The sequence below is a fragment of the Ancylobacter terrae genome (assembly GCF_045108345.1).
Taxonomy (GTDB): Bacteria; Pseudomonadota; Alphaproteobacteria; order Rhizobiales; family Xanthobacteraceae; genus Ancylobacter.
The window spans coordinates 511,313-535,356 of record NZ_JBJGXH010000001.1; the positions used below are offsets into that span (position 1 = coordinate 511,313).

Below are 24,044 nucleotides of genomic sequence, written 5' to 3' on the forward strand. Positions count from 1 at the left end.
ATGCGGGGCTGCGGGGTACGTCAGGAGAACATATTCCCCGGGGCCTTATCGATCTCAAAGGGAGCTGTCCCTGACCGGACCCGTGGGTCCGGACATACGGCGCCCACCTACGTTGTAGGTTCCCGGGATCGATCTACCAACGGCCATCGTGGCTCCGCACTCGTCTTTCCTCCCGGTTCAGGGGGCCTGTTCTGTCGCCCCAATCCGATAGTGGCTTTCCCGACGACAAGGGGGGATTGCGCGCCCTGGTGCTGAGGCGTCGTGCGGCGCTTGATGCGGAGGCCCGTCGCGGGGCCGCCGTTGCTGCGGCCGAGCATGCCGTCCAGTGGCTCGGAGCCGTCGCCGACGAGACCATCGCGCTCTTCGCACCGATCGGCAGCGAGATAGCAACCGCGCCGCTCGCCGAGCGGCTGCGAGCGGGTGGCGCCCGCCTTGCGCTTCCGGTGGTCGTCGGCATGGAGGATCCCCTGCAGTTCCGATTCTGGGATGCGGATGTTCCTCTCATCGCCTCGCGAGGGCCGGGCAAGATGGCCATCCCTGCACCTCCGGCCGATGCGCCCATCATGGAGCCCGACATCGTGTTTGTTCCGCTCGCCGCGTTCGATGCGCGCGGCCACCGGCTCGGCTACGGCGCCGGCCATTATGACCGCACGCTGGCGAAGCTGCGGGCGGCGAAGCGCATCGAGGCGATCGGCTACGCCTTCGCGGTGCAGGAACTGTCGCGTCTCCCGGACGAGCCCCATGACGAGCGGCTCGACGCCGTCATCACCGATGCGGGCGTGATCTGCCCGGAGGATGAGTGAGCATGCGCCTGCTGTTCCTCGGCGACGTGGTGGGCCGGCCCGGACGGCAGGTGGTCACGGAGAACCTGCCGCGGCTGAAGGAGTGGTGGTCGCTCGATTTCGTCGTGGTGAACGGCGAGAACGCCGCCGGCGGTTTCGGGATCACCGAAGCGATCTACGAGGAGATGCTGGAGGCCGGCGCCGACGCGGTGACTCTCGGCAACCACGCCTTCGACCAGCGCGAGGCGCTCGTCTTCATCGAGCGGGCCGACCGGCTGGTGCGCCCGGCCAACTATCCGGTGGGCACGCCCGGGCGCGGGGCGACGCTGGTCGATGCCGGCAACGGCGCCCGCGTGCTCGTGGTCAACATGATGGGCCGTGCCTTCATGGACCCGCTCGACGATCCCTTCGCGGCGGTCGATCGGGAGCTCGAGGCTTGCCCGCTGGGCTTCGCGGCGGACGCGATCGTCATCGATTTCCACGCCGAGGCGACCAGCGAGAAGCAGGCCTTCGGCCACTGGTGCGACGGCCGCGCCAGCCTCGTGGTCGGCACCCACACCCACGTGCCGACCGCCGATCATCGCGTGCTCGCGGGCGGCACCGCCTTCATGACCGATGTCGGCATGTGCGGCTGCTATGGCGGCGTGATCGGCATGGACAAGGAGGAGCCGCTACGCCGGTTCACCCGCAAGATCGGCTCGTCGCGCTTCGAGCCGGCGATGGGCCCGGCGACGCTGTCGGGCATCGCCGTCGAGATCGACGACGCCACGGGCCTCGCCGTCGAGGTGGCGCCGGTGCGCATCGGCGGGGATCTCTCGCCGGCGCTGCCGGATTTCTGGTGAGCGCGCTCCTGCATTTCCCGCGCCGCGGCCGGCTTTACGCGCGCCCGCGCTGTCGCCTATAAGCCGGCACCCAATCAGTCACGCAATCGAGGCGCAGGCGGGACCAGCCGCCGCGCGACGTGGAGGCGGCCATGGCCGGTCATTCGCAGTTCAAGAACATCATGCACCGCAAGGGCAAGCAGGATGCGGTGCGCTCCAAGCTGTTCTCCAAGCTGGCGCGCGAAATCACCGTCTCCGCCAAGCTCGGCATGCCGGATCCGAACATGAACCCGCGCCTGCGCGCCGCCGTGCTCGCCGCCCGCGCAGAGAACATGCCGAAGGACAATATCGACCGCGCTATCAAGAAGGCGCTGGGCGGGGACAGCGAGAACTATGACGAGATCCGCTACGAGGGCTACGGCCCCGGCGGCGTCGCCGTCATCGTCGAGGCGCTGACCGACAACCGCAACCGCACCGCTTCGGAAGTGCGCTCCTACTTCACCAAGTCCGGCGGCAACCTCGCCGAGACCGGCGCGGTGTCGTTCATGTTCGATCGCGTCGGCCAGATCGAGTTCGACGCGGCCAAGGCCTCCGCCGACGACATGCTGGAAGCGGCGATCGAGGCGGGCGCGGACGATGTGGTCTCCACCGAGGATGGCCATGTCGTGCAGACCACGGTGGAGAACCTGCACGAGGTCGCGCAGGCGCTCGAAGCGAAGTTCGGCGACCCGAAGAAATCCGGCCTGGTCTGGAAGCCGCAGAACACCACCGCCGTCGACGACGAGGCCGGCGAGAAGCTGCTGCGCCTCGTCGAGACGCTCGAGGACAATGACGACGTGCAGAACGTCTATGCCAATTTCGAGATTTCCGAGCAGCTGATGGCGAAGCTCAGCGCCTGATCGATCAGCGCAGCAGCCCGTCGAAGACCGGCAGGCTGGTCAGCGCGGCGAGCGCGATCACGAGATAGGCGGCGCGTCGGTAATGCGCGTCGCTGGCATAGGGAAACAGGCGGGCGCCGGCGACAAGGCCGAGCCCGTAGAGCGGTCCGAGGATCGCCGACATGACGCCGACCTCGGCGGTGAACAGGCCGGCATAGGCGTAAGCCGTCGCGCTCGACACCGTCGCCAGTGCGAAGAAGCCGAACAGGTTGGCGCGCACCTGCGCCGCCGGCGTCTTGCCGCCGAGCCAGTAGGCGACGACAGCCGGGCCCGACATCTGCGCCGCCCCGCCGCATACCCCGGCAATGAGGCCCACGAGCACCGTCGCCGGCAGGGTCGGCTTGCCATGGTAGCGCCAGCCCGAGACCAACAGGGCGAGCAGCGCGAGGGCGAGCACCGCCAGCGCCCAGCGCAGCACCACCGGATCGACGTGCCGGAGCAGATAGACGCCCGCCGGCACGGCCGCCATCGCCGCGAGCGCCAGCGGCGCCAGTTCGCGCCAGTGACACTGCCGGACGGCGCGCAGGACGATGGGCGCGGTCAGCACCGTGTCGACCAGCAGCAGCACTGGCGCCGCCACGGCCGGCCCGTAAGCGGCGCTCACCAGCGGCATGAAGATGAGCGCGCCGCCGAAACCCGAGAAGCCGCGCGTCAGCCCCGCCACCGCCGCGGCGAGCGCGGCCCAGATCAATGCGGCGTCGAGACTCATGGCACAAGGGGCCGGGCGGAGGGGAAGGCGAAGTGGCCGGGATTGGCGCGCGGGCGCGGATCCCGCCGATCGGGGTCGCCCGCCTCGCCGGTGCGGCGACCCGCTTTCTCCTAGCCCGCGGGCCGCTTCCCGCGCAAGGCGACCCGCGGCTCCTGCGCCAGGATCAACCCATGAAGATTCGTGAGGCGATCGATCGCCAAAAGGCGTTTGCCGGCGGGCGGGGCGGGGTGCATCGTACGTGCCCGCCGCGACGGAGACGTGCGCCATGAGCTCCCCCTCACCCGAACTCTGCGCGGGCGCCGCGACCTCGCGAAACGATACCGGTCGGCTGATGGGCATGGGGGCGGCCCTGCTCGCCATCGGCATATGGGGCTTCTGGATCGTCGGCACACGCCACGCGGTGGCCGGGGTGCTCAGCCCGGCGACGGTCGGCTTCCTGCGCTATGTGGTTCCGGCGGCGCTGCTGGCTCCGTTCTGGTGGCGGACCGGGCTGTGGCCGAAGCGACCCGTCCCCTTCCTGCTGTGCTTCGTCGGCTCCGGCGCGCCGTTCTTCCTCGTGGTCTCCAACGGCATGCGCTTCGCCCCGGCGGCCGATGTCGGCCCGCTTCTGCCCGGAACCATGCCGCTGATCGTGGCCATCGTCTCGACACTGGTGTTTCACGAGCGCCTCGGACGGATGCGGGTGATCGGCTTTGCCTGCATCGCGCTCGGCGTCGTGGTGCTGGGAGGGCGGGGCCTGTTCGAATCCGACGCGGGCGCCTGGCGGGGGCATCTGCTCTTCCTCACCGGCGCGGCGATGTGGGCGGGTTACACCTTCGGCTTCCGCCGGGCGGGGATGTCGGCGAGCGAGATCGTCGCCCTGATCGGCCTCTGGTCCGCGGTGCTGCTGGCGCCGGTCGGGCTGCCGGGAGCGATCGAGGCGGTGCGCCTCGGCCACGGCGGCGAGATCGTCCTGCAACTCCTGATCCAGGGCGCGCTCTCGGGCGTCGTGGCGCTGATCGCCTTCACCTGGGCGATCGAGCGCCTCGGTACCTCGCGCGCCGCCGCCTTCACCGCGCTGGTGCCGGCGCTGGCGGCGCTGCTTGCTGTGCCGCTGCTCGGCGAGCATCCCGATACGGCGGCCATCATCGGCGTGATCTGCTCCGGGGCCGGTGTCGCGCTGGCGAGCGGAGCCTTCGCACGGCGGAGGTGAGCTGTCACCGGGCGCGGGCAAAACGCCGCTTCGACAACGAATTGGTCCGGGTCGGGTCGGCAAGGCTCCGTCAACTTTTGCGCCGCATGCTCTAGCTGTTCGATCTTTGTTCGGCTACCCGGTTTGACATGCCGCACGGCGCGATTCGCATTCTCGGTCTCGATCCGGGCCTCCGCCGTACCGGCTGGGGGGTGATCGACGTCGTCGGCACGCGGCTTTCATTCGTCGGCTGTGGCACGGTGCTGCCGCCGGAGGAGGGGACTCTGGCGGAACGGCTTGCGGCCCTCCACCACGGCCTCGTGGCCGTGATCCGCGCGCATGATCCCGACGAGGCGGCGGTGGAGGAGACCTTCGTCAACGTCAATCCGGCCTCGACATTGAAGCTCGGCCAGGCGCGCGGCGTGGTGCTGCTCACGCCGGCGCTCGCCGGCGTGCCGGTCAGCGAATATGCGGCGCTGCTGGTCAAGAAGACCGTGGTCGGCGCCGGCCGCGCGGAGAAGGCGCAGATCCGTTTGATGATGAAGGTCCTGCTTCCCAAGGCGGATTTCGACAGCGACGATGCGGCCGATGCGCTTGCGGTCGCGGTCACCCACGCGCAGCATCGCGGCCATGCGGCGCTCGAGGCCGCCTATGCGCGGGGCGCCAGGGCATGATCGGCAAGCTGAAGGGCATCGTCGATTCCTACGCGGACGATCATGTCATCCTCGACGTGCAGGGCGTCGGCTACATCGCATTCTGTTCGGGGCGGACGCTGCAGGCGCTGCCCCCGGCCGGCGAGGCGGCGACGCTCCACATCGAGACCTTCGTGCGCGAGGACATGATCCGGCTCTACGGCTTTTCGAGCGCGGCCGAGAAGGCGTGGTTCGGCCTGCTGCAGAACGTGCAGGGCGTGGGCGCGAAGGTGGCTCTGTCGGTGCTCTCGGTGCTCTCGCCCTTCGAACTCGCCAATGCGGTGGCGCTGGGCGACAGGGCGATGGTGGCGCGGGCGAACGGGGTGGGTCCGAAGGTCGCCGCCCGCATCGTCGCCGAACTGAAGGACAAGGCGCCGGGCTATGCCGACGTCGATCCGGTCGTCGCCAAGCTCGCCGGCGATGTCGAGGCGCGGCAGGCGCCGGCGCCGGTCGCCGATGCAGTCTCTGCGCTGGTCAATCTCGGCTATGCGCAGATCCAGGCCAGCGCCGCGGTCGCCGCCGCCGTCCGCGAGGCCGGCGAGGGGGCTGATACGGCTCGGCTCATCCGGCTCGGGCTGAAGGAACTGGCGCGATGAGGCTGCGATGCACGAACATGCTCCGGTTCGCCTGTCGGTATGGCGCATTTCGTTATCTTACGCCGCGAGCGGTGGCGTCATTGCATGCCTGCTCATGACGTCCTCTTTAATCGATGCCACGTTGAACGAGACGAACGAGTTCAGCAGAGCCGGTCCGTGGTGGTTCATCATCGGGGGAGGGGCCATGTGTGGCGTGATCCTGACGTGGCCCGTCGGCATCGCCATCGGAGGAATTGCCAGGATGGGCGTGGGCGGGCGTATGTTGTTCTTTGCCTCAATGTTGATTTCTTCCGTTTGGGGAGCGCTCCTCCATCTCGGTTTTGACGTCGACGACGCAACGATGCCTTTTTGGATTGCGGTGTTCGCGATGGCGTTTCTCGGTGCTTGCGTCTTCTTCGTAGCGGTTATCCAACGGCTTCTTCCGGGTCGCGAAGTAGAGGACGCCGCCGGATGAACACCAAACGCCTCGTCACGCCGGACAAGCGCGAGGAGGACACGTCCGAGGCCTCGCTGCGGCCGCAGCGGCTCGCCGAATTCGTCGGCCAGCAGCAGGCGCGGGCCAATCTCGAAGTGTTCATCCAGGCCGCGAAGACGCGGGGCGAGGCGCTCGACCATGTGCTGTTCGTCGGCCCGCCGGGCCTTGGCAAGACCACGCTCGCCCAGATCGTCGCGCGCGAGCTCGGAGTCGGTTTCCGCGCCACCTCCGGCCCGGTGATCGCCAAGGCGGGCGATCTTGCCGCGCTGCTGACCAATCTCGAAGAACGCGACGTGCTGTTCATCGACGAGATCCATCGGCTGAACCCGGCGGTGGAAGAGATCCTCTACCCGGCGATGGAGGATTACGAGCTCGACCTGATCATCGGCGAGGGGCCGGCGGCGCGCTCGGTGAAGATCTCGCTGTCGAAATTCACGCTGGTCGGCGCGACCACCCGCTCCGGCCTGCTGACGACGCCGCTGCGCGACCGTTTCGGCATTCCGGTGCGGCTCAATTTCTACACGGTCGACGAACTCCAGCTCGTCGTCTCGCGCGGGGCACGGGTGCTCGGCATCCCGATCACGCCCGATGGCGCGCGTGAGATCGCGCGCCGCGCGCGCGGCACGCCGCGCATCGCGGGGCGGCTGCTCCGGCGCGTGCGCGACTTCGCCCTCGTCGGCGGGGCGGCGTCGATCGACCGCGCGGCGGCGGATTCGGCGCTGGGTCATCTGGAGGTCGACCAGCTCGGCCTCGACCAGATGGACCGGCGCTACCTCTCGGTGATCGCGCTGAACTATGGCGGCGGCCCGGTGGGGGTAGAGACCATCGCCGCCGCGCTCTCCGAGCCGCGCGATGCGATCGAGGAGATCATCGAGCCCTATCTGGTGCAGCAGGGCTTCCTGCAGCGCACGCCGCGCGGGCGCGTGCTCACCGCACATGCGTTCAGGCATCTGGGGCTGGCGGTACCGAGCGCGGCCAACCAGATGCCGCTGTTCGACGAGGGCGAGTGAGGGCGCGCGTCTTCGCGCGCCGCTAAGGCCGATCGAGCCAGGGAAAGGCCAGTACGCCGCTGGTGTAGGTCTCGACGAGAGCGCTGAAGGCGCGCCCGTCCGGCAGGGTCAGCACCGCGCGGTGTTCGAGCAGATAAGGCGGGACGGCGAGCGGAGCCGCGCCGCCGGGGGGCAGGGCGGCGCCCATTTCCCATTCCTGCGGCAGCGGCTGCCAGAGCAGGCGCGCGGCCAATGTCTGGCGCCGGAAGCCGAGCGGCTGAACGACGCGACCGAATGACGTGTCGGTGGTGTCGAGCTGCCGGTTCATGTCCTCGGTCAGCAAGGCGGGGACGTACCAGTTGTCGGCCTCCGAGAGCACGCGCTCGCCACAGCGGAGCTTCACGCGGCGGTATTTCACCGGCTCGTCCGGGCCGACGCCAAGCGCCTCGCGCACCTGCGGGCTCGCAGGCCGATCGTCATCCCTGATCCGGTCGGCGACGATCTTCGCGCCGTCCGACGCCAGCCGGTGGCTCGCGCACCAGCGGTCGAGCGTCAGCGTCGCGCTCGGATTGTTCAGGAGTTCCGCATTGAGCGTCTGGACCAGCGCCAGGGCTCCCAGCCGGGCGGTGAAGGTGTCGGGCCAGGCGGGTGCCTGCGGCGCCTCCAGCGCCCGGAGCGGGGTGGCGAGGCAGACGATCAGCAGGGTCGTTGCGGCGAGCACGGGGAAGGGGCGGAAGCGGGAGACGAGCACGCGATGGGGCCTCATAGGTGGCGGGCTGTAGGAGGCTGGAGGGCGCCGGGCCGGATCGAATCGATTCGATCTGCAAATCGCCCCCAATGAATCGGATGCACAAAGTGCGACCCGATCGAGCCGATCCGCAAGCGGATCGGCGTCAGATACGGTGCGGTGGCACGCCGATCTGGCGTGCGCCCCCGAGAGCGCCGCGGCGACAGGCCGTTTGGGGCATGATCGCTCGACGGCGCCCCCGCGCTGATGTAAATGCCCTTCACATGAGCTGGTCGAAAGATACGGGCCGCGGCTATCATCACGGCAACCTGCGGGAAGCCCTGATGCAGGCGGCGCTCGAACTCATCGCGGAGCGTGGCACGGCGGGGGCGACCTTTGCCGAGGCGGCCCGGCGCGCGGGGGTGAGCCCGGCGGCGCCCTACCGCCATTTCCGCGACCGTGACGAGCTCATCGCCGCGGTGGCGACCAGCGGCTTCGAGCGGTTCGCCGAGGCGCTAAAAGCGGGCTGGGGGGGCGGCAGGCCGAGTGCCGCGGCGGCCTTCGAGCGGATGGGTCGGGCCTATCTCGCCTTCGCGCATGACAATGCGGCCTATTACACCGCGATGTTCGAGAGCGGCCTGCCGTCCGATGCGACGCCGGACCTCGCCCGGGCGGGGCAGGACGCCTTCGCCGTACTGCGCGCAGCCGCCGAAGGGCTGGTTGCGGATATGCCGGCGGCAAGCCGTCCGCCGGCGATGATGATCGCCCTGCACATCTGGGCGCTGGCGCACGGCGTCGCCGCATTGTTCGGCCGCGCCGACAACGCCCGCCGCCGGGTGCCGATGCCCCCCGAGGACCTGCTGGAAGCCGGCTTCCTGATCTACCTCAAGGGGCTTGGCGGCGGAGGCTGAGGGTTCTTACCTGCCGACGTTGGCCGATCTAAGGATCGGCTCGCGGTGAATGTGCGACACGCCGTGAGCCGGGCGGGCAGATCAGGATCACATCTTCCCGTGAGTTCTCGGGCGTCAACACGACCGGTCGACCTGTGAGCTCCCCCAGCCAGAGCATGAATCGGGCAAGCGCTTCAAAATCGCCTTTACCCGTTATCTCGCGCGGGTCGATGTCGAACTCGATGTCGTCGTTCCAGAAGAAATGGCAATTGGCCAGCGCTGCGCCGACTTGTACCGATAGAAGGGCGGATGCCGTCTGCGCCAACGCAAAAACGTCCTCGATCCGGGCGGGCATGTCTGCAGGCTCGCCGTCGACCAGGAAACGGGGCGGCGGATTGCGCGCCCGTATGGCGTCCAGGACCACTTGCCATCCTGCGGGCCCGGCGTCGCGCACATAGATGTCGCGCCAGGAGCCGTTGAACTCGAACTCCTCGGCAACCTCATGCCATGCGGGAAAATGTGGGGTCATCTCAAGCTCCAGCCTGCGTTCGGTCTCCCAACCCGAGCCCATTGACAAGCCGGTCGCGCATTTCTATCTATGTAAATGTGATTAACATTCACGTTGGATCACGAACTGGGACGGAAGGCCATGCAGCTCGCAGACAAGCTGGACGAATACGGCAAACCCGCCTGGATTGCGCTCACGGTGCTCGGCTTCATGGCCTGGTGGCCGCTGGGACTTGGAATCCTGGCCTATTCAATCGGGAGTGGACGGATGGGATGCGGTTCCCGCCGCGGCGTCGGCCGCTGGAACATCGGCGACTACGTGCACGAGGCGCGCGGCTTCGGTGGACGCTGGGGGCAGCCTCGCTCCTCCGGCAATCGCGCTTTCGATGACTATCGCGAGGAGACGCTGCGCCGGCTCGAAGACGAGCAGCGCGAGTTCAAGGATTTCCTCGAGCGCCTGCGCGCCGCGAAGGACAAGGCGGAGTTCGATGCCTTCATGGCCGAACGCCGCAACCGCCCCGCGCCGCAGCCCGAGCAGCCGAGCGACAATCTCGGCTGAGCCGGTCGCGCGATCTGCGCTGACGACATGAGACCTGCGCCGCGCCCTTTGTTCACAAGGGGCGCGGCGTCCGTTATGAGGGCGGCATGACCGAGACCGTCGCCTCCGCGCCCTCCGCCACCCCCGATCCGTTCCTGCACCTCGCCGGCCGGCTCGTGCCGGGCGGGCATGTGCTGCCGATCCGCGTCTATTACGAGGACACGGACTTCTCGGGCATCGTCTACCACGCCAACTACCTGAAGTTCATGGAGCGGGCGCGCTCGGATCATCTGCGGCTGATCGGTGTGCATCAGGGCGCGCTGTTCGGCGAAGCGATGGCGGAGGCGCCGGGCTTCGCCTTCGTGGTGCGCTCGATGACGCTCGATTTCCAGCGTCCGGCCCGCATCGACGACGTGCTGGAGATCCACACCCGGCCGCTCGAGGTCGCGGGCGCCTCCATCACGCTCGGGCAGAGGGTGATGCGGGGCGCGGAACTGCTCGTCGAGGGCAAGGTGAAGGTGGCTTTCGTGGCCCAGGGCCGCGCACGACGCTTACCGGATGCGTTGCGGCAGGCGATGAGGGCCACCGCGGAGACGCCGCCCGCGGCCGGATGAGGGCGGGGACGCCGCAATGGCTTGCCTTTACTGGCGCTTGCGGTGTTGCAATGCGGCGACGCTAACCCGCCATTAACCCTAGCGCGCTTTAACTCAATCACGCGCGGACCGTGCGGCGCCCAAGTTTGGTCAGATTCCCCGCCGACACCCACACCTCGGGTGGAGGGGCTCCGGCAAAGCGGGCGCGCATGTCCGAATTCGGAGTTCAAGCGATACCGCACCTGATCACGGGCGTTGTCGAGTAAGGGCGTACCGGCGGGCGTGCCGGACGATGCCCCGGGTTTTGGTGCCGAGGTAGTTGTCTCATGAATCCTGCTGACGTGGCGCAGACGGCGATTGCGGCCCCGAGTGCCGATCTCTCGCTCATCGGTCTGTTCCTCCAGGCCCACTTCATCGTGAAGCTGGTGATGGCCGGCCTCATCATCGCGTCGGTGTGGGTCTGGGCGATCGTTATCGACAAGACGCTGCTCTATGCCCGCATGAAGCGGCAGATGGACCAGTTCGAGCAGGTTTTCTGGTCCGGGCAGAGCCTCGAGGAACTCTATCGCAACCTGTCGGGTCGCCCGAGCCATGCCATGGCGGCGATCTTCGTCGCGGCGATGCGGGAATGGAAGCGGACCTATGAAGGGGGCGCCCGCTCCTTCGCCGGACTGACGCAGCGCCTCGACAAGGTGATGGACGTCACCATCGCGCGCGAAGTGGAGCGGCTGGAAAGCCGGCTGCTGGTGCTGGCCACGGTCGGCTCGGCCGGCCCCTTCATCGGCCTGTTCGGCACGGTGTGGGGCATCATGACCTCGTTCCAGTCGATCGCCGCCTCGAAGAACACCAGCCTCGCCGTGGTGGCGCCCGGCATCGCGGAAGCGCTGTTCGCGACCGCGATCGGCCTCGTTGCCGCCATTCCGGCGACCATTTTCTACAACAAGTTCGTGTCACAGGTGAATCGTCAGGCGCTGCGGCTGGAGGGATTTGCGGACGAGTTCTCCGCCATCCTGTCGCGGCAGATCGACGAGCGGAGCTGACGCGCGATGGGGATGGCAGGGGGATCGGCAGGCGGCTACCAGTCGCGGCGTTCGCGCCGGCGCGGCGGCGGCGCCCCCATGTCCGAAATCAACGTGACGCCGATGGTCGACGTCATGCTCGTGCTGCTCATCATCTTCATGGTGGCGGCACCTCTGATGACGGTCGGCGTGCCGATCGATCTGCCCCAGACCGAAGCCAAGGCGGTCGAGCAGGATCGCGAGCCGCTGGTCATCTCGATCAACGACAAGGGCCAAATCTACCTTCAGGATACCGAAATCCAGGTCGACGAACTGGTGCCGAAGCTGCAGGCGATTGCCAAGGCCGGCTATGACGAGCGTATCTTCGTGCGCGGCGACAAGACCGTCGACTATGGCGCGGTGATGAAGGTCATGGGCCGTCTGTCCGGCGCCGGCTTCAAGCGCGTCGCACTCGTCTCCGAAGTCGAGCAGGGGAGCTGAGCATGCGCGCCGGGCTCGTCTCCTCCACGGCTCTTCATGCCGGCATCCTCGGCTTCATGCTGGTGTCGTTCGCGTCGCCGCGGCCGTTCGACGTGCAGCCGGCGGAATCGATGCCGATCGACATCGTCTCGGATTCCGAGCTGTCGGAGATGATGGCCGGCAAGAAGACAGCGCCCAAGGCCGAACAGCCCAAGCCGCTGGTGGAGAAGGTCGATACGCCCAAGCCGCTCGACAATCCCGACGCGAAGGTTTCCGACAAGCCCGAGGTGAAGGCCGCGAACGAGCCGCCGCCGCCTCCGCCGCCGACCCCCCAGGCCAAGCCCGAACCGAAGCCCGAGCCCAAGCCCGAGGTGCAGAAGGCGGAAGCCAAGCCGACGCCGCCCAAGGCCGACGCGAAGCCGGAGCCCAAGCCCGAGCCGCCGAAGGATGCCGAGGCGCTGAAGCCGAAGCCGCCCGAGCCCAAGAAGGACGAGCCCAAGCCCGAGCAGGTCGCCAAGATTCCGGCCAGCCCGCCGCCGGTGCCGCCGAAGAAGCCGCCGCCGCCCAAGCCGGTGGTGCCGGCGCCGCCGACCGCGCAGCAGACCGAGCGCTCGTTCAATCCGGACACGATCGCGGCACTGCTCGACAAGCGCACGCCGCAGCGGCAAGCGGCGACGGGTGCCAGCCTCAACAGCCAGGCCACGCTCGGTGCGCCGACCGGAACCGCTGCGCGCCTGTCGCAGAGCGAGATCGACGCGCTCCGCGCGCGGCTGATGCAGCTCTGGAGCCCGCCCGCCGGCGCCGCAAACCCGGAAGAGCTGATCGTGACGGTGCGCATCCGGCTGAACATCGACGGTTCGCTGGCCGGGCCGCCGCAGGTGCTCTCCTCGGGCCAGAGCGGCTTCTACATGACGGCCCGGGACAGCGCGATCCGCGCCATTTTCCGCGGCCAGCCCTTCGACATGCTTTCGCCGGCCAAATACGAGGCCTGGAAGGACATCGAGGTGACCTTCGATCCTCGCGACATGGTGCGCGGCTGACGCTTCATCGATTTCATGCCGCACCGCGGCCGGGTTTCTTCCGAGATTTTGGACATGACCGAGATTATCTCCCACCGCCTTCCCTCCGTTTCGCTGAACCGCCGGCACCTGCTGGCCGGTGCCGGCGCGGCCATGGGGCTGGGGCTGGTCGGCACGCGCCCGGCCCATGCCGTGCTCAAGCTCGACGTAACCCAGGGCACGGTGCAACCGCTGCCGATCGCCATCACCGAGTTCGTTGGCGGAGGCAGCCCGCAGGACGCCGAGGCAGGCAAGGGCGTGTCGACCATCATCACCGCCAATCTGCGCCGCTCGGGCCTGTTCGCGCCGCTCGATCCGGCGGCCTTCGTGGAGAAGATCACCAACCCGGATGCGTCGCCGCGCTTCCAGGACTGGCGTGTCATCAATGCGCAGGCGCTGGTGACCGGGCGCATGACCCGGCAGGGCGACGGCCGCGTCAAGGCCGAGTTCCGGCTGTGGGACGTGTTCGCCGGCCAGCAGCTGATCGGCCAGCAATATTTCACGCAGCCGGAGAACTGGCGCCGCGTCGCCCATATCATCTCGGACGCCATCTATGAGCGGCTGACGGGCGAGAAGGGCTATTTCGACACGCGCATCGTCTTCGTCGACGAGAGCGGGCCGAAGGACAAGCGCATCAAGCGCCTCGCCATCATGGACCAGGACGGCGCCAACGTGACCTATCTCACGCGCGGCGATGACCTGGTGTTGACGCCGCGCTTCTCGCCGACCAGCCAGGAAATCACCTATATGAGCTATGGCCGTGGCGAGCCGCGCGTCTATCTGCTCAACATCGAGACCGGCCAGCGCGAGATCGTCGGCAATTTCCCCGGCATGAGCTTCTCGCCGCGCTTCTCCCCCGATGGCCAGAAGGTCATCATGAGCATGCAGCAGGGCGGCAACTCCAACATCTTCGTGATGGACCTGCGTTCGAAGGCCACGACGCGCCTCACCGACACCGCGGCGATCGACACGGCACCCTCCTATTCGCCGGACGGCAGCCAGATCGTGTTCGAGAGCGATCGCGGTGGCACCTCCCAGATCTACGTGATGGGAGCTGATGGCTCCGGAGCGCGGCGCCTGTCCTTCGGCGACGGGCGCTATTCGACGCCGGTGTGGTCGCCGCGGGGCGACATCATCGCGTTCACCAAGCAGAGCCAGGGGCGTTTCGCCATCGGCGTCATGCGCACCGACGGGTCGGGCGAGCGCATCCTGACCGAGGGGTACCACAATGAAGGGCCTACCTTCGCCCCGAACGGCCGCGTGATCATGTTCTTCCGCGATCCCAGCGGCGCCGCCGGGCCGCAGCTCTATACGATCGACGTGACCGGCTACAACGAGCAGCGCGTGCCAACCCCGAGCTATGCGTCCGATCCGGCCTGGTCGCCGCTGCGTTCCTGATCGGGCCCGGGTGGGAACCCGCATTCCCATCCCGCGTTGGCCGTCGCCGGCCTATTAACCGGATGGAAACCATAATCAAAGGTTTCCCCGAAGGTTCAAATGCCGGGTTGTCCCGGCAAGGTTTCGTCAAGGTTGACGGAACCCTGAATTAACCAAAGCGCTGCTAGATCGGGGGACGTCCGGTCTGGGGAATAGGAGTCACCGGTATGAACCAGTTTCTGCGCATGCTCGGCGGGTCGCGCGCCGCCCTCATCGTCGGGCTCGCCCTTCTCGCCGCGGCCTGCGCCAAGAATCCGATGGACGGCAAGGGCGGCGGCATCAATGGCGCGCTCGGTTCGGCCCCTCCCGGCAGCACGCAGGAATTCGTCGTCTCGGTCGGCGACCGCGTCTTCTTCGAAAGCGATCAGACCGACCTCAGCTCCGAGGCGCGGGCAACGCTCGACCGTCAGGCGCAGTGGCTGAACCATTACAACCGCTACACCTTCACCATCGAAGGCCATGCCGACGAGCGCGGCACGCGCGAGTACAACATCGCGCTCGGCGCCCGCCGCGCCCAGAGCGTGCGCGACTATCTGGCCTCGCGGGGCGTGGACGGCAGCCGCATGCGCACCATCTCCTACGGCAAGGAGCGTCCGGTGGCAGTGTGTAACGATATCTCCTGCTGGTCGCAGAATCGCCGTGCGGTGACCGTCCTCAACGGGGCCGGCTCCTGAGCGCGCGCCTTCGATCCGCCCGTTGCTGACAGGTGACGGGCGGTGAGGTTCCCCGGCGTCCGGATTGCCTCCCGGGTTAAGCGGGCGACATACTTTGGACGCGATCCAACCGGTATCCTTGCCACTCTGGCGGCCCACGAGGCGCCACCGAGGTCAGAGATTTCCTGCCGCCCATGTCCGTTCATTTCCTGCGTACCGGCGCTCTCGTGCTTGCTGTGGCTCTGGCCGTTCCGGCGAGCGCGCATGCTCAGCAGAACAACAACTTCTTCGGAAACCTGTTCAAGCCGCCCGGATCGGTCGGCGGGGGCAATGCGCAGCCGGCGCAAGGCGGCCCTGATGCGGCCGAGCTGACGGTGCGGATCGACCAGCTCGAAGCCCGTATCCGGCAGATGACCGGCGAGATCGAGCAGCTCCAGTACCGCAACCAGCAGCTCGAGGCGCAGGTGCGCCGCTACGAGGAGCAGGCGGTCGCGGGTGTCACCGGAGCCCCGCCGACCGGTGGGGCAGCTCCCCGCGTGCCGTCGGGCGTGCCGGCCGGGAATGCTCCCGCCGTGTCGGGGGGCGCTGTCGCCGCGCAGCCGGGCCGTCGATCCGACGCCTTCGATCCCAATGCCCAGCCCAATGCGCCGGGCGTACCCCGCCCGCTCGGCACCACATCGCCCAGCGCACCGGAACCCGCGGGAGTCGCCCCGGGCGCGCCGATGGATCTCGGCAGCCTGTCGGGTGCAGTGGCCGGCACGCCCGCGCCGGGTGGCGCGCAGGTGGCGACATTGCCGCCTTCCAACAGTCCGAAGGATCTCTACGACCTCTCCTACGGCTATGTGCTGCGGCAGGATTATGTGTTGGCCGGCCAGAGCTTCCGCGCCTTCATCGAGCAGTACCCCAACGACCGGGCGGTGGCGGATGCCTATTACTGGCTGGGCGAGAGCGACTATCAGCGCCAGCAGTACAAGGAAGCGGCGGAGAGCTTCCTGAAGGTCTCGACGAGCTATCCCAACGCCGTCAAGGCGCCGGACGCACTATTGCGCCTTGGCCAGTCCCTGGCCGCGATGGGCGAGAACGAGGCGGCCTGCGCGACGCTGAGCGAGGTCGCCCGCAAGTTCCCGCGTGCGTCGGCGACGGTTCGCCAGCAGGTCGAGCGCGAGCAGAAGCGTGTGCGCTGCTGATCTGCGCGCATCAACGTCCGCCCTGTCGAGCCCATCCCGCCTCGAGCGAATCTTCGCCCCGTTTCGGGGCCATGCCGCGGTGCTCCTGGCCGTCTCCGGAGGGCCCGATTCCACGGCTCTGATGCTGTTGGCGCATCGCTGGCTCGAAGGGCGAGCGGACGGCCCCCGCCTGATCGCCGTCACGGTCGACCATGGCCTGAGGCCTGAGGCCGCGGCGGAGGCGGAATCGGTGGCGTCGCTCGCCCGAAACTGCGGCATCGCCCACGCCATACTCCGGTGGAGCGGCCCAAAGCCGGCCTCAGGCCTGCAGGAGGCGGCCCGAGAGGCGCGGTACGGTCTGCTTCGCGATCACGCCCTGTACGTCGGAGCGACGGCGATCGCGACCGCCCATACGCTCGACGATCAGGCCGAGACGGTGTTGTTCCGGCTGATGCGCGGCTCGGGCCTCTCGGGTCTCGCCGGCATGCGGACGGAGCGACTGCTGGACGGTGTTTCCCTGCTCCGCCCGCTCCTCGATGTGCTGAAATCCGAGCTGGTGGCGCTTTGCCGCAGCGAAGGCGTCGGCTTCGTGGAGGATCCCTCCAACCGTGATGTCCGCTTCACCCGATCGCGCCTGCGCGAAATCATGCCGTCACTGGCCGCGGAGGGGCTGGATGCGTACCGGCTCGCCCAGCTTGCCCGGCGTGCCGCCCGTGCCGACGCGGCATTGGAGACGCAGGCCGACACCGCCTTCGCGCAGGTCGGCGGCCAGATCGAGAAGGGCGCTCAGCACCTTGATGCGCGGGTGTTTTCGAGCCTTCCCGAAGAGATTTCCCTGCGGGTTCTGGCGCGCGCCATCCTCAGTGCCGCGACACCGGAACGGATCGAACTCGCCAAGCTCGAAGATCTCCATGCGCGGCTGCGCATCGCTGTCAACATGAGCGTGGACACACGGCCTGGCTTTGCCCGGACGCTGGCCGGTGCCGTCATCCGCCTGCGCGGGGGCGAAGTGCGGGTCACCGCTGCTCCGCCGCGCCGGGTACCGAATTCTTCACGCTGACGGGAAATTGCGCCGGGAGGCGGGGACGCGCCTGCGGGTTGCTCTTGGCAATTGTCAAGGCGGAACCTAAATTACGGAACGATAAGGGAGGGGTGCCCGGACGCCGCGGCGCCCAGGGCCGGTCGCTTCCGGCGCCGAAAGGACAGTGATGAACGCCAATATCCGCAACTTCGCCCTCTGGGTGATCATCGTCCTGCTGCTTCTGGCCTTGTTCTCGCTGTTCCAGAATCCGGCTCAGCGCCAGTCGAGCAACGATATCAGCTTCTCGCAGCTCCTCACGGAGGTCGATGCCGGCCGTGTGCGCGACGTGCTGATCCAGGGGCCCGAGATTTCCGGCTCGTTCACCGACGGCCGCAGCTTCCAGACCTATGCGCCGAACGATCCCTCGCTGATCCAGCGGCTTTACGGCAAGGGCGTCTCGATCACGGCCAAGCCTCTGACCGACAACGTGCCGTGGTTTGTCAGCCTGCTGATCTCCTGGCTGCCCTTCATCGCGCTCATCGGCGTCTGGATCTTCCTCTCCCGCCAGATGCAGGGGGCCGGCGGCAAGGCGATGGGCTTCGGCAAGAGCCGCGCCAAGCTGCTGACCGAGGCGCATGGGCGCGTCACTTTCGAGGACGTCGCCGGTATCGACGAGGCCAAGAGCGATCTCACCGAGATCGTCGAATTCCTGCGCGATCCGCAGAAGTTCCAGCGTCTCGGCGGGCGCATCCCGCGCGGCGTGCTGCTGGTCGGCCCGCCCGGCACCGGCAAGACGCTGCTCGCCCGGGCCATCGCGGGCGAGGCCAACGTGCCGTTCTTCACCATCTCCGGTTCGGACTTCGTCGAGATGTTCGTCGGCGTCGGTGCGAGCCGCGTGCGCGACATGTTCGAGCAGGCGAAGAAGAACGCGCCGTGCATCATCTTCATCGACGAAATCGACGCCGTCGGCCGTCATCGCGGCGCCGGTCTCGGCGGCGGCAATGACGAGCGCGAGCAGACCCTCAACCAGCTGCTGGTCGAGATGGACGGCTTCGAGGCGAACGAGGGCATCATCCTCATCGCCGCGACCAACCGCCCGGATGTGCTGGATCCGGCGCTGCTGCGCCCCGGCCGTTTCGACCGGCAGGTCGTCGTGCCGAACCCGGACGTCGTCGGCCGCGAGCAGATCCTGAAGGTGCACGCCCGCAAGATCCCCGTCGCGCCGGACGTGAACCTGAAGGTGATCGCGCGCGGCACGCCGGGATTCTCGGGCGCCGATCTCGCCAACCTGTGCAACGAAGCCGCCCTGATGGCCGCGCGCCGCAACAAGCGCATGGTCACGATGAGCGACTTCGAGGACGCCAAGGACAAGGTGATGATGGGCGCCGAGCGTCGCTCGCTGGTCATGACCGAGGACGAGAAGCTGCTGACCGCCTATCACGAGGGTGGCCACGCCATCGTCGCGCTGAAGGTGCCGGCCACCGATCCGGTGCACAAGGCCACCATTATCCCGCGCGGCCGTGCGCTCGGTATGGTCATGCAGCTTCCCGAGCGTGACAAGCTCAGCATGTCCTATGAGCAGATGACCTCGCGCCTCGCCATCATGATGGGCGGCCGCGTCGCCGAGGAACTCATCTTCGGCCACGACAAGGTGACCTCCGGCGCGTCATCCGACATCGAGCAGGCGACCCGTCTCGCCCGCATGATGGTCACCCGCTGGGGCTTCTCCGACAAGCTCGGCCAGGTCGCCTATGGCGAGAACAATGACGAGGTGTTCCTCGGCATGTCCATGGGCCGCCAGCAGAACGTCTCGGAGGCGACCGCGCAGACCATCGACAGCGAGGTCCGCCGTCTGGTCGACGAGGGCTATGCCGAGGCGACCCGCATCCTTACCGAGAACAAGGAGCAGCTCGAGGCGCTCGCCCGCGGACTGCTTGAATACGAGACGCTGTCGGGCGACGAGATCATCAAGCTGCTGGACGGCGAGCCGCCGGTGCGCGACACCACCATCGAGCCCGCCACGACGCGCGGTTCCGTGGTGCCGAGCGCGGGCAAGAACCGCCCGCCGCGCCCGGATGCCGGCATGGAGCCGCAGCCGCAGGCGTGATCAGCCCGGCAGCTGCTTTCAAACTCAAAACGCCCGCCGTTCTGGCGGGCGTTTTCATATGTGGCAACGGAAAGGTCGTGACCGACACCGGTGGCCTGGCCGTCGGAGGTTGGTTTCCGCACACCGGCGTCGTCGAGGTCGGTAGGCACCGGATAGGGGATCCGGCATGCACTGTTGGGTCGCCGGAGCGCTGTACCCCCGGCAATCCCACGCGGTCAGTCACCCGACTTGGGCGCCTCGCGATTGGTGAAGCGGGCATTGCCAAGCCCGGTGCCGATCGTCATCACGCCCCAGCGCTCGACGTCGCGCATGAACGGCGCCTCGCTCAGGCCCTGCACCACGGCGTCGTTGTGCATGACGACGGCCGTTTCCTCCCCCGCGATCTCGGGGATGGCCTCCCGCAGCGCGGCGGGGAGATTGAACCGCCGGCTCTGCCAGTTGCCCGGAAGGTTCTGCGCGCCGGTTTCGATCGAGCCGTCGGCCCCGATTTCGCCCGGGCAGCCGATGCCGATGAACGGTGCCAGTTTCAGGTCACTCTTCTCCGCGGTGCGGATCAGGGATTTCAGCATGCCGACGAGGCCGTCGATGGCGTCCTCGCGCTTCAGCCCCTCCTCGTCGCCGTGACGCCAAAGCTCGAAGGCGCTCACCGACGCTTTCGAGAGATCCTCCCGCTTCTTGAGGTTCAGTTCGACGATACCCGCCCGCATGTTGGTGCCGCCGATGTCCACGGCGACGATGCTGTCATGGCCGGCGAACATCCAGCGGGGGGCGAGGTGAGCCGCGCCGATCAGCCCGGCTTCATCGGGGTCGTTTCGGATCGGCACCAACTCGACGCTGATCTCGGCCTCACGCAGCAGCAGTTCCGCACGGGCGATCGCGATCTGGGCGGTTCGTGCCGCGCTCAGACCGCCACCGATGACGATGCGCTGGGTCTCGCGCCACTCCTTGGTTCGCATGAAACGGCGGACCACGCCGGCGAGCGCCTGGGCGTAATCCTCGACCGCACTCAGCGCCAGCGCCTGCCGGCGCGGCGCCTCATCGCCGAGCACGCGGTCGATCGTCTTCTTGGAGATGTCGGCGATGGAGGCCCCCTCGAAGGGATCATCCGCCTCGCCGGCGATGGAACGCCAGCGATCGAGCGCCTTGAAGAAGGCGCTGCGGCGCGCCCTGTCGCCGATAAAGCCGTCGTCGTCGCGCAACTGGCTGTTGCAGGCGTCGACGATCACCGATGGCAGTTTTGCCGCACCGTGGCCGGCGATGGGGGAATCCTCCGCGGCGGGGCGTCGGGAGGTCGCCGCTTTGGCGGCGGGGGAGGCTGGAACTGCTGCAGTCATGACGAACCCATCCGTTGTTTTCGGATCAACGGAAAGATCGTGCTTTGGTTTCAGAGACCGGGATGCGGGGGAGTATTCCGCAACGTCATATACGGCATCCTACAACCTTGCGGCGTGACGATCCGGTAATCTATACACATCATATTTGACATCGACTCGGCGCAAATCCGGCTAAAAGGATTCGCCACGACACCGGTCGGGGGGAGAGCATGTCGCGCAGATATTTCGGCACGGACGGCATTCGCGGCCGCGCCAATGCCACCATCACCCCCGCGTTGGCGCTTCGCGTCGGCATGGCGGCGGGGATCGTCTTCCAGCGGGGCGAGCACCGTCACCGGGTCGTCATCGGCAAGGATACGCGGCTCTCGGGCTACATGATCGAGAACGCGCTGGTCGCCGGTTTCACCTCCGTCGGCATGGACGTCCTGCTGCTGGGGCCGGTGCCGACGCCCGCCGTGGCCATGCTCACGCATTCGCTGCGCTGTGACATCGGCGTGATGATCTCCGCCTCGCACAATCCGTTCGACGACAACGGCATCAAGCTGTTCGGGCCCGATGGCTTCAAGCTCTCCGACGCGATCGAGAACGAGATCGAGGCGCTGATGGACGGCAATCTCGACGCGCATCTCGCCAAGCCGACCGCGATCGGCCGCGCCAAGCGCATCGAGAGCGTGCACGCGCGCTATATCGAGTTCGCCAAGCGGACTCTGCCGCGCAACCAGTCGTTCGAGGGGCTGCGGGTCGTGGTGGATTGCGCCAATGGCGCCGCCTATCGCGTCGCTCCCGAAGCCCTGTGGGAGCTCGGTTGCGAGGTGGTGGCGCTGGGCGTGGACCCGGATGGTTTCAACATCAATCGCGACGTCGGATCCACGGCGCCCGAGGCGCTCTGCGCCAAGGTGCGGGAGGTGCGCGCCGATATCGGTATCGCGCTCGATGGCGACGCCGACCGCGTGATCATGGTCGACGAAAAAGGTCACCTGATCGACGGCGACCAGTTGATGGCCGTCGTCGCCGAGAGCTTCAAGCATGACGGACGGCTAACCAAGGACGGCGTTGTGGCGACGGTCATGTCCAATCTCGGGCTGGAGCGGCACCTCGCCTCGCTCGGCCTCTCGCTCGCGCGCACGCCGGTGGGAGATCGCTACGTGCTCGAGCACATGCGCGCGCACGGCTATAATGTCGGCGGCGAGCAGTCCGGCCATCTGATCCTGTCCGACTATTCGACCACCGGGGACGGGCTGGTCGCCGCGCTTCAGGTGCTGGCGGTGGTGCAACGGCTGCAGCGCCCGGTCTCCGAGGTCTGCCACCGCTTCGACCCGCTGCCGCAGGTTCTGAAGAATGTGCGCTACAAGACCGGCCATCCGCTCGACAATGATGCTGTGCGCAAGGTGATCGCTGCGGGCGAGGAACGGCTGGAAAGCACCGGCCGCCTGCTGATCCGCCCCTCGGGTACCGAGCCGGTGATCCGGGTGATGGGCGAGGGCGAGGATCGTGCGCTGGTCGAGGAAGTGGTCGACGATATCGTCGCCGCGGTGGGACGGGCGGCGGCGTAGGCCGGCGGACCGATCCCGGGATCCAGGGCGCCGCGAGCCCGCCTCTATTGGTTGATCTCCGGCTCGACGAGACGGGCGAGATTGCGCAGCGATTGCTGCCAGCCCAGATAGCAGGCCTCGGCAGGAATGGCGTCGGGTATGCCGTCCTGCACGATGTCGATCTCGGTGCCCACCGAGACGTTCCGGAATGTCACCGTCACGTGCATCTCGCCCGGCAGGTTGATGTCGTCGAACACGTCCGTGTAGCGCAGGCGCTCACCCGCTACGAGTTCGAGATAGGTGCCGCCGAAGGCATGGCTGTGGCGGGTGGTGAAGTTGCGGAACGACATCCGGAACGTCCCGCCGACGGTCGGTTCGAGGTGATGCACGGTGCAGACGAAGCCGTTGGGTGGCAGCCATTGCGCCAGCGCATCCGCCTCGAGGAAGGCGCGGTAGACCTTCTCGGGAGCGGCCGTCAGGACGCGGTGCAGGCGTACGGTGCTGGGCATGGTTGTTTCTCCTCCAAGGCGGTCAGGCCTGCACCGAGGACGAACGCACAGATGCCGGTCCGACAAGCGAACCTGGATTGTCGCAATCGCCGATGCGTCGGCCTCTCCCCGGAAGGTGAGGCTGCTTACCCGTCCAGCCTGCGGAGCAGGCCGCGATAGATTTCGTCGTCGTCGCACAGGCCAGCGAGGCGGCCGAGATTGTCCACCAGCAGGATCGGCAGTTCGGTGTGGCGCTTGAGCTCGATCGCGGCCTTCAGCTTGAGGTCGACCGGGGCGACGATGAGGTCGCAATCCCGCGCCAGCTTGTCGTCGATCCGGCCCGCCTCGCCATCGGCGGTCGCCATCAGTCCCTCGCGGCCGTCGAGATCGAGCCCGACCGGGCGCCCTTCGCCGTCCACCTTCACCTTCACCCGCCCGGTCCGGTCGAGCAGAACCGCATCGCCCTCGCGCGGCAGCGAGGCGGCGGGCCGCATCACCGCCGTGCCGCGCAGCACGTTCAGCGGGTTCATATGCTTCACGAACTCGGCGACATAGGCGTTGGCCGGGCGTAGCAGGATATCTTCCGCCGTGCCCGCCTGGACGATGCGCCCGCCCTCCATGATGGCGATGGTGTTGCCGAGCTTCAGCGCCTCGTCGAGGTCGTGGCTCACGAAGACTATGGTCTTCTGGATGCGTTTCTGCAGGTCCAGCAATTCGTCCTGCAGCTTGTCACGGATCAGCGGGTCGAGTGCCGAAAACGGCTCGTCCATCAGCAGGATGTCGGCATCGGTGGCGAAGGCGCGGGCGAGCCCGACGCGCTGCTGCATGCCGCCGGAGAGCTCATGGGTGTACTTGTTCGCCCAGTTGGTGAGACCGACCATGGCGAGCTTCTCGTCGACGATGCGGTTCTTCTCGTCGGTCGGGGTTCCGCGCAGTTCGAGGCCGAAGCCGACATTGTCGCGCACGGTGCGCCAGGGCAGCAGGCCGAACTGCTGGAACACCATCGAGACCGTGTTCATGCGGATGTCGCGCAATGTCTCCTCGTCGCAATGGGCGACGTCGACGGGCTTGCCCTTGTGCTCGACGATGACCTCGCCGCGCGCCACCTCGTTGAGGCGGTTGATGGCGCGCAGGATCGTCGACTTGCCGGAGCCCGACAGGCCCATGAGGACGCAGATCTCGCCTCGCTCGATCGCCAGGCTGACGCCGGCGGCGCCCAGCACCGCGCCGGTCTTGTTGAGGATCTCCTCGCGGGTGCCGCCCTGGTCGATCAGGGCCAACGCGCCCTTCTGATCGGCGCCGAAGACGATGTCGATGTTACGGAACTCGACGACGGGCATGG

General features: G+C 67.8%; 26 protein-coding genes and 1 other RNA gene. 21 read left to right on the top strand and 6 right to left on the bottom strand.

All coding sequences use genetic code 11. The annotated features are described in order from the left end of the window. The first annotated feature begins 2 nt into the window (after positions 1-2). The 4 genes from ssrS to ACEUEL_RS02400 all read left to right on the top strand — a co-directional run bounded on the left by ssrS (position 3) and on the right by ACEUEL_RS02400 (position 2,502). Positions 3-159, top strand: a non-coding RNA gene (gene ssrS, locus ACEUEL_RS02385) — 6S RNA. 77 nt (positions 160-236) lie between these two features. Further along, entirely contained in the window at positions 237-803 is a 567-nt protein-coding gene (locus tag ACEUEL_RS02390; protein WP_405701773.1) for a 5-formyltetrahydrofolate cyclo-ligase, read from the top strand. Between the two features lie 2 nt (positions 804-805). After that, on the top strand, positions 806-1,624 hold the full coding sequence (locus ACEUEL_RS02395) for a TIGR00282 family metallophosphoesterase (protein ID WP_405701776.1): 819 nt from the start codon (positions 806-808) through the stop codon (positions 1,622-1,624). Between the two features lie 131 nt (positions 1,625-1,755). Beyond that, complete coding sequence (locus tag ACEUEL_RS02400) at positions 1,756-2,502, top strand: YebC/PmpR family DNA-binding transcriptional regulator (RefSeq protein ID WP_405701778.1); 747 nt, start codon at positions 1,756-1,758, stop codon at positions 2,500-2,502. A gap of 4 nt (positions 2,503-2,506) precedes the next feature. On the opposite strand, the gene ACEUEL_RS02405 is transcribed toward ACEUEL_RS02400, so the two are convergent. Further along, the gene (locus tag ACEUEL_RS02405; RefSeq protein WP_405701780.1) at positions 2,507-3,250 is read right to left on the bottom strand and encodes a sulfite exporter TauE/SafE family protein; all 744 of its coding nucleotides are present in this window, start codon (positions 3,248-3,250) and stop codon (positions 2,507-2,509) included. A 265-nt stretch (positions 3,251-3,515) separates the two neighbouring features. On the opposite strand from ACEUEL_RS02405, the gene ACEUEL_RS02410 reads away from it, so the two are divergent. The 5 genes from ACEUEL_RS02410 to ruvB all read left to right on the top strand — a co-directional run bounded on the left by ACEUEL_RS02410 (position 3,516) and on the right by ruvB (position 7,194). Beyond that, on the top strand, positions 3,516-4,442 hold the full coding sequence (locus ACEUEL_RS02410; RefSeq protein ID WP_405701782.1) for a DMT family transporter: 927 nt from the start codon (positions 3,516-3,518) through the stop codon (positions 4,440-4,442). A gap of 128 nt (positions 4,443-4,570) precedes the next feature. Further along, entirely contained in the window at positions 4,571-5,095 is a 525-nt protein-coding gene (gene ruvC, locus ACEUEL_RS02415; RefSeq protein WP_405701783.1) for a crossover junction endodeoxyribonuclease RuvC, read from the top strand. Continuing rightward, positions 5,092-5,709, top strand: a complete 618-nt coding sequence (gene ruvA, locus ACEUEL_RS02420; protein ID WP_405701785.1) for a Holliday junction branch migration protein RuvA — start codon at positions 5,092-5,094, stop codon at positions 5,707-5,709. Before ruvC ends, ruvA begins: the two co-directional genes overlap by 4 nt. Positions 5,710-5,716: 7 nt before the next feature. Further along, complete coding sequence (locus ACEUEL_RS02425; protein WP_405701787.1) at positions 5,717-6,163, top strand: hypothetical protein; 447 nt, start codon at positions 5,717-5,719, stop codon at positions 6,161-6,163. Beyond that, a complete protein-coding gene (gene ruvB, locus ACEUEL_RS02430; protein WP_405701789.1) occupies positions 6,160-7,194 on the top strand; it encodes a Holliday junction branch migration DNA helicase RuvB in 1,035 nt (344 codons plus the stop codon). The genes ACEUEL_RS02425 and ruvB overlap by 4 nt, the downstream gene beginning before the upstream one ends. A gap of 22 nt (positions 7,195-7,216) precedes the next feature. Here ruvB and ACEUEL_RS02435 read toward each other — a convergent pair whose 3' ends face one another. Next, positions 7,217-7,924 carry a hypothetical protein gene (locus ACEUEL_RS02435; protein WP_405701791.1) on the bottom strand — a complete coding sequence of 236 codons (708 nt, stop codon included), beginning with the start codon at positions 7,922-7,924 and terminating at the stop codon, positions 7,217-7,219. Positions 7,925-8,184: 260 nt separating this feature from the next. On the opposite strand from ACEUEL_RS02435, the gene ACEUEL_RS02440 reads away from it, so the two are divergent. Continuing rightward, positions 8,185-8,811, top strand: a complete 627-nt coding sequence (locus ACEUEL_RS02440) for a TetR/AcrR family transcriptional regulator (protein WP_405701793.1) — start codon at positions 8,185-8,187, stop codon at positions 8,809-8,811. A 28-nt stretch (positions 8,812-8,839) separates the two neighbouring features. Here ACEUEL_RS02440 and ACEUEL_RS02445 read toward each other — a convergent pair whose 3' ends face one another. Then, a complete protein-coding gene (locus ACEUEL_RS02445; RefSeq protein WP_405701796.1) occupies positions 8,840-9,319 on the bottom strand; it encodes a hypothetical protein in 480 nt (159 codons plus the stop codon). Between the two features lie 120 nt (positions 9,320-9,439). On the opposite strand from ACEUEL_RS02445, the gene ACEUEL_RS02450 reads away from it, so the two are divergent. The 10 genes from ACEUEL_RS02450 (at position 9,440) to ftsH (ending at position 19,348) form a co-directional block, all read left to right on the top strand. Further along, complete coding sequence (locus tag ACEUEL_RS02450) at positions 9,440-9,856, top strand: DUF2852 domain-containing protein (protein WP_405701797.1); 417 nt, start codon at positions 9,440-9,442, stop codon at positions 9,854-9,856. 86 nt (positions 9,857-9,942) lie between these two features. Continuing rightward, positions 9,943-10,449: a tol-pal system-associated acyl-CoA thioesterase gene (ybgC, locus tag ACEUEL_RS02455; RefSeq protein WP_405701799.1), complete on the top strand. Its 507-nt coding sequence runs from the start codon at positions 9,943-9,945 to the stop codon at positions 10,447-10,449. A gap of 305 nt (positions 10,450-10,754) precedes the next feature. Beyond that, positions 10,755-11,468: a protein TolQ gene (tolQ, locus tag ACEUEL_RS02460; protein ID WP_405701801.1), complete on the top strand. Its 714-nt coding sequence runs from the start codon at positions 10,755-10,757 to the stop codon at positions 11,466-11,468. A 6-nt stretch (positions 11,469-11,474) separates the two neighbouring features. Then, positions 11,475-11,927, top strand: coding sequence for a protein TolR (tolR, locus tag ACEUEL_RS02465; protein WP_405701803.1), 453 nt, complete (start codon positions 11,475-11,477; stop codon positions 11,925-11,927). A gap of 2 nt (positions 11,928-11,929) precedes the next feature. After that, positions 11,930-12,946 carry a cell envelope biogenesis protein TolA gene (locus tag ACEUEL_RS02470; protein WP_405701804.1) on the top strand — a complete coding sequence of 339 codons (1,017 nt, stop codon included), beginning with the start codon at positions 11,930-11,932 and terminating at the stop codon, positions 12,944-12,946. A 54-nt stretch (positions 12,947-13,000) separates the two neighbouring features. Then, a complete protein-coding gene (gene tolB / locus ACEUEL_RS02475) occupies positions 13,001-14,362 on the top strand; it encodes a Tol-Pal system beta propeller repeat protein TolB (RefSeq protein ID WP_405701806.1) in 1,362 nt (453 codons plus the stop codon). Between the two features lie 206 nt (positions 14,363-14,568). Then, positions 14,569-15,075: a peptidoglycan-associated lipoprotein Pal gene (gene pal, locus ACEUEL_RS02480; RefSeq protein ID WP_405701808.1), complete on the top strand. Its 507-nt coding sequence runs from the start codon at positions 14,569-14,571 to the stop codon at positions 15,073-15,075. 173 nt (positions 15,076-15,248) lie between these two features. Further along, entirely contained in the window at positions 15,249-16,241 is a 993-nt protein-coding gene (gene ybgF / locus ACEUEL_RS02485) for a tol-pal system protein YbgF (protein WP_405701810.1), read from the top strand. Continuing rightward, positions 16,228-17,280 (top strand): tRNA lysidine(34) synthetase TilS, encoded by a 1,053-nt coding sequence (tilS, locus tag ACEUEL_RS02490; protein WP_405701811.1) that lies wholly within the window; start codon positions 16,228-16,230, stop codon positions 17,278-17,280. Before ybgF ends, tilS begins: the two co-directional genes overlap by 14 nt. A 148-nt stretch (positions 17,281-17,428) precedes the next feature. Beyond that, on the top strand, positions 17,429-19,348 hold the full coding sequence (gene ftsH / locus ACEUEL_RS02495) for an ATP-dependent zinc metalloprotease FtsH (RefSeq protein WP_405701813.1): 1,920 nt from the start codon (positions 17,429-17,431) through the stop codon (positions 19,346-19,348). Between the two features lie 215 nt (positions 19,349-19,563). Here the strand turns inward: ftsH and ACEUEL_RS02500 are convergent, their stop codons facing one another. Beyond that, entirely contained in the window at positions 19,564-20,682 is a 1,119-nt protein-coding gene (locus tag ACEUEL_RS02500; protein WP_405701815.1) for an ROK family protein, read from the bottom strand. Positions 20,683-20,891: 209 nt separating this feature from the next. Here ACEUEL_RS02500 and glmM point away from each other — a divergent pair, with 209 nt between their 5' ends. Then, a complete protein-coding gene (glmM, locus tag ACEUEL_RS02505) occupies positions 20,892-22,235 on the top strand; it encodes a phosphoglucosamine mutase (RefSeq protein WP_405701816.1) in 1,344 nt (447 codons plus the stop codon). A 44-nt stretch (positions 22,236-22,279) separates the two neighbouring features. Here the strand turns inward: glmM and ACEUEL_RS02510 are convergent, their stop codons facing one another. Then, positions 22,280-22,723: an SRPBCC family protein gene (locus ACEUEL_RS02510; RefSeq protein WP_405701819.1), complete on the bottom strand. Its 444-nt coding sequence runs from the start codon at positions 22,721-22,723 to the stop codon at positions 22,280-22,282. A gap of 125 nt (positions 22,724-22,848) precedes the next feature. Next, positions 22,849-24,042 carry a choline ABC transporter ATP-binding protein gene (gene choV, locus ACEUEL_RS02515; RefSeq protein ID WP_405701821.1) on the bottom strand — a complete coding sequence of 398 codons (1,194 nt, stop codon included), beginning with the start codon at positions 24,040-24,042 and terminating at the stop codon, positions 22,849-22,851. Positions 24,043-24,044 lie beyond the last annotated feature (2 nt).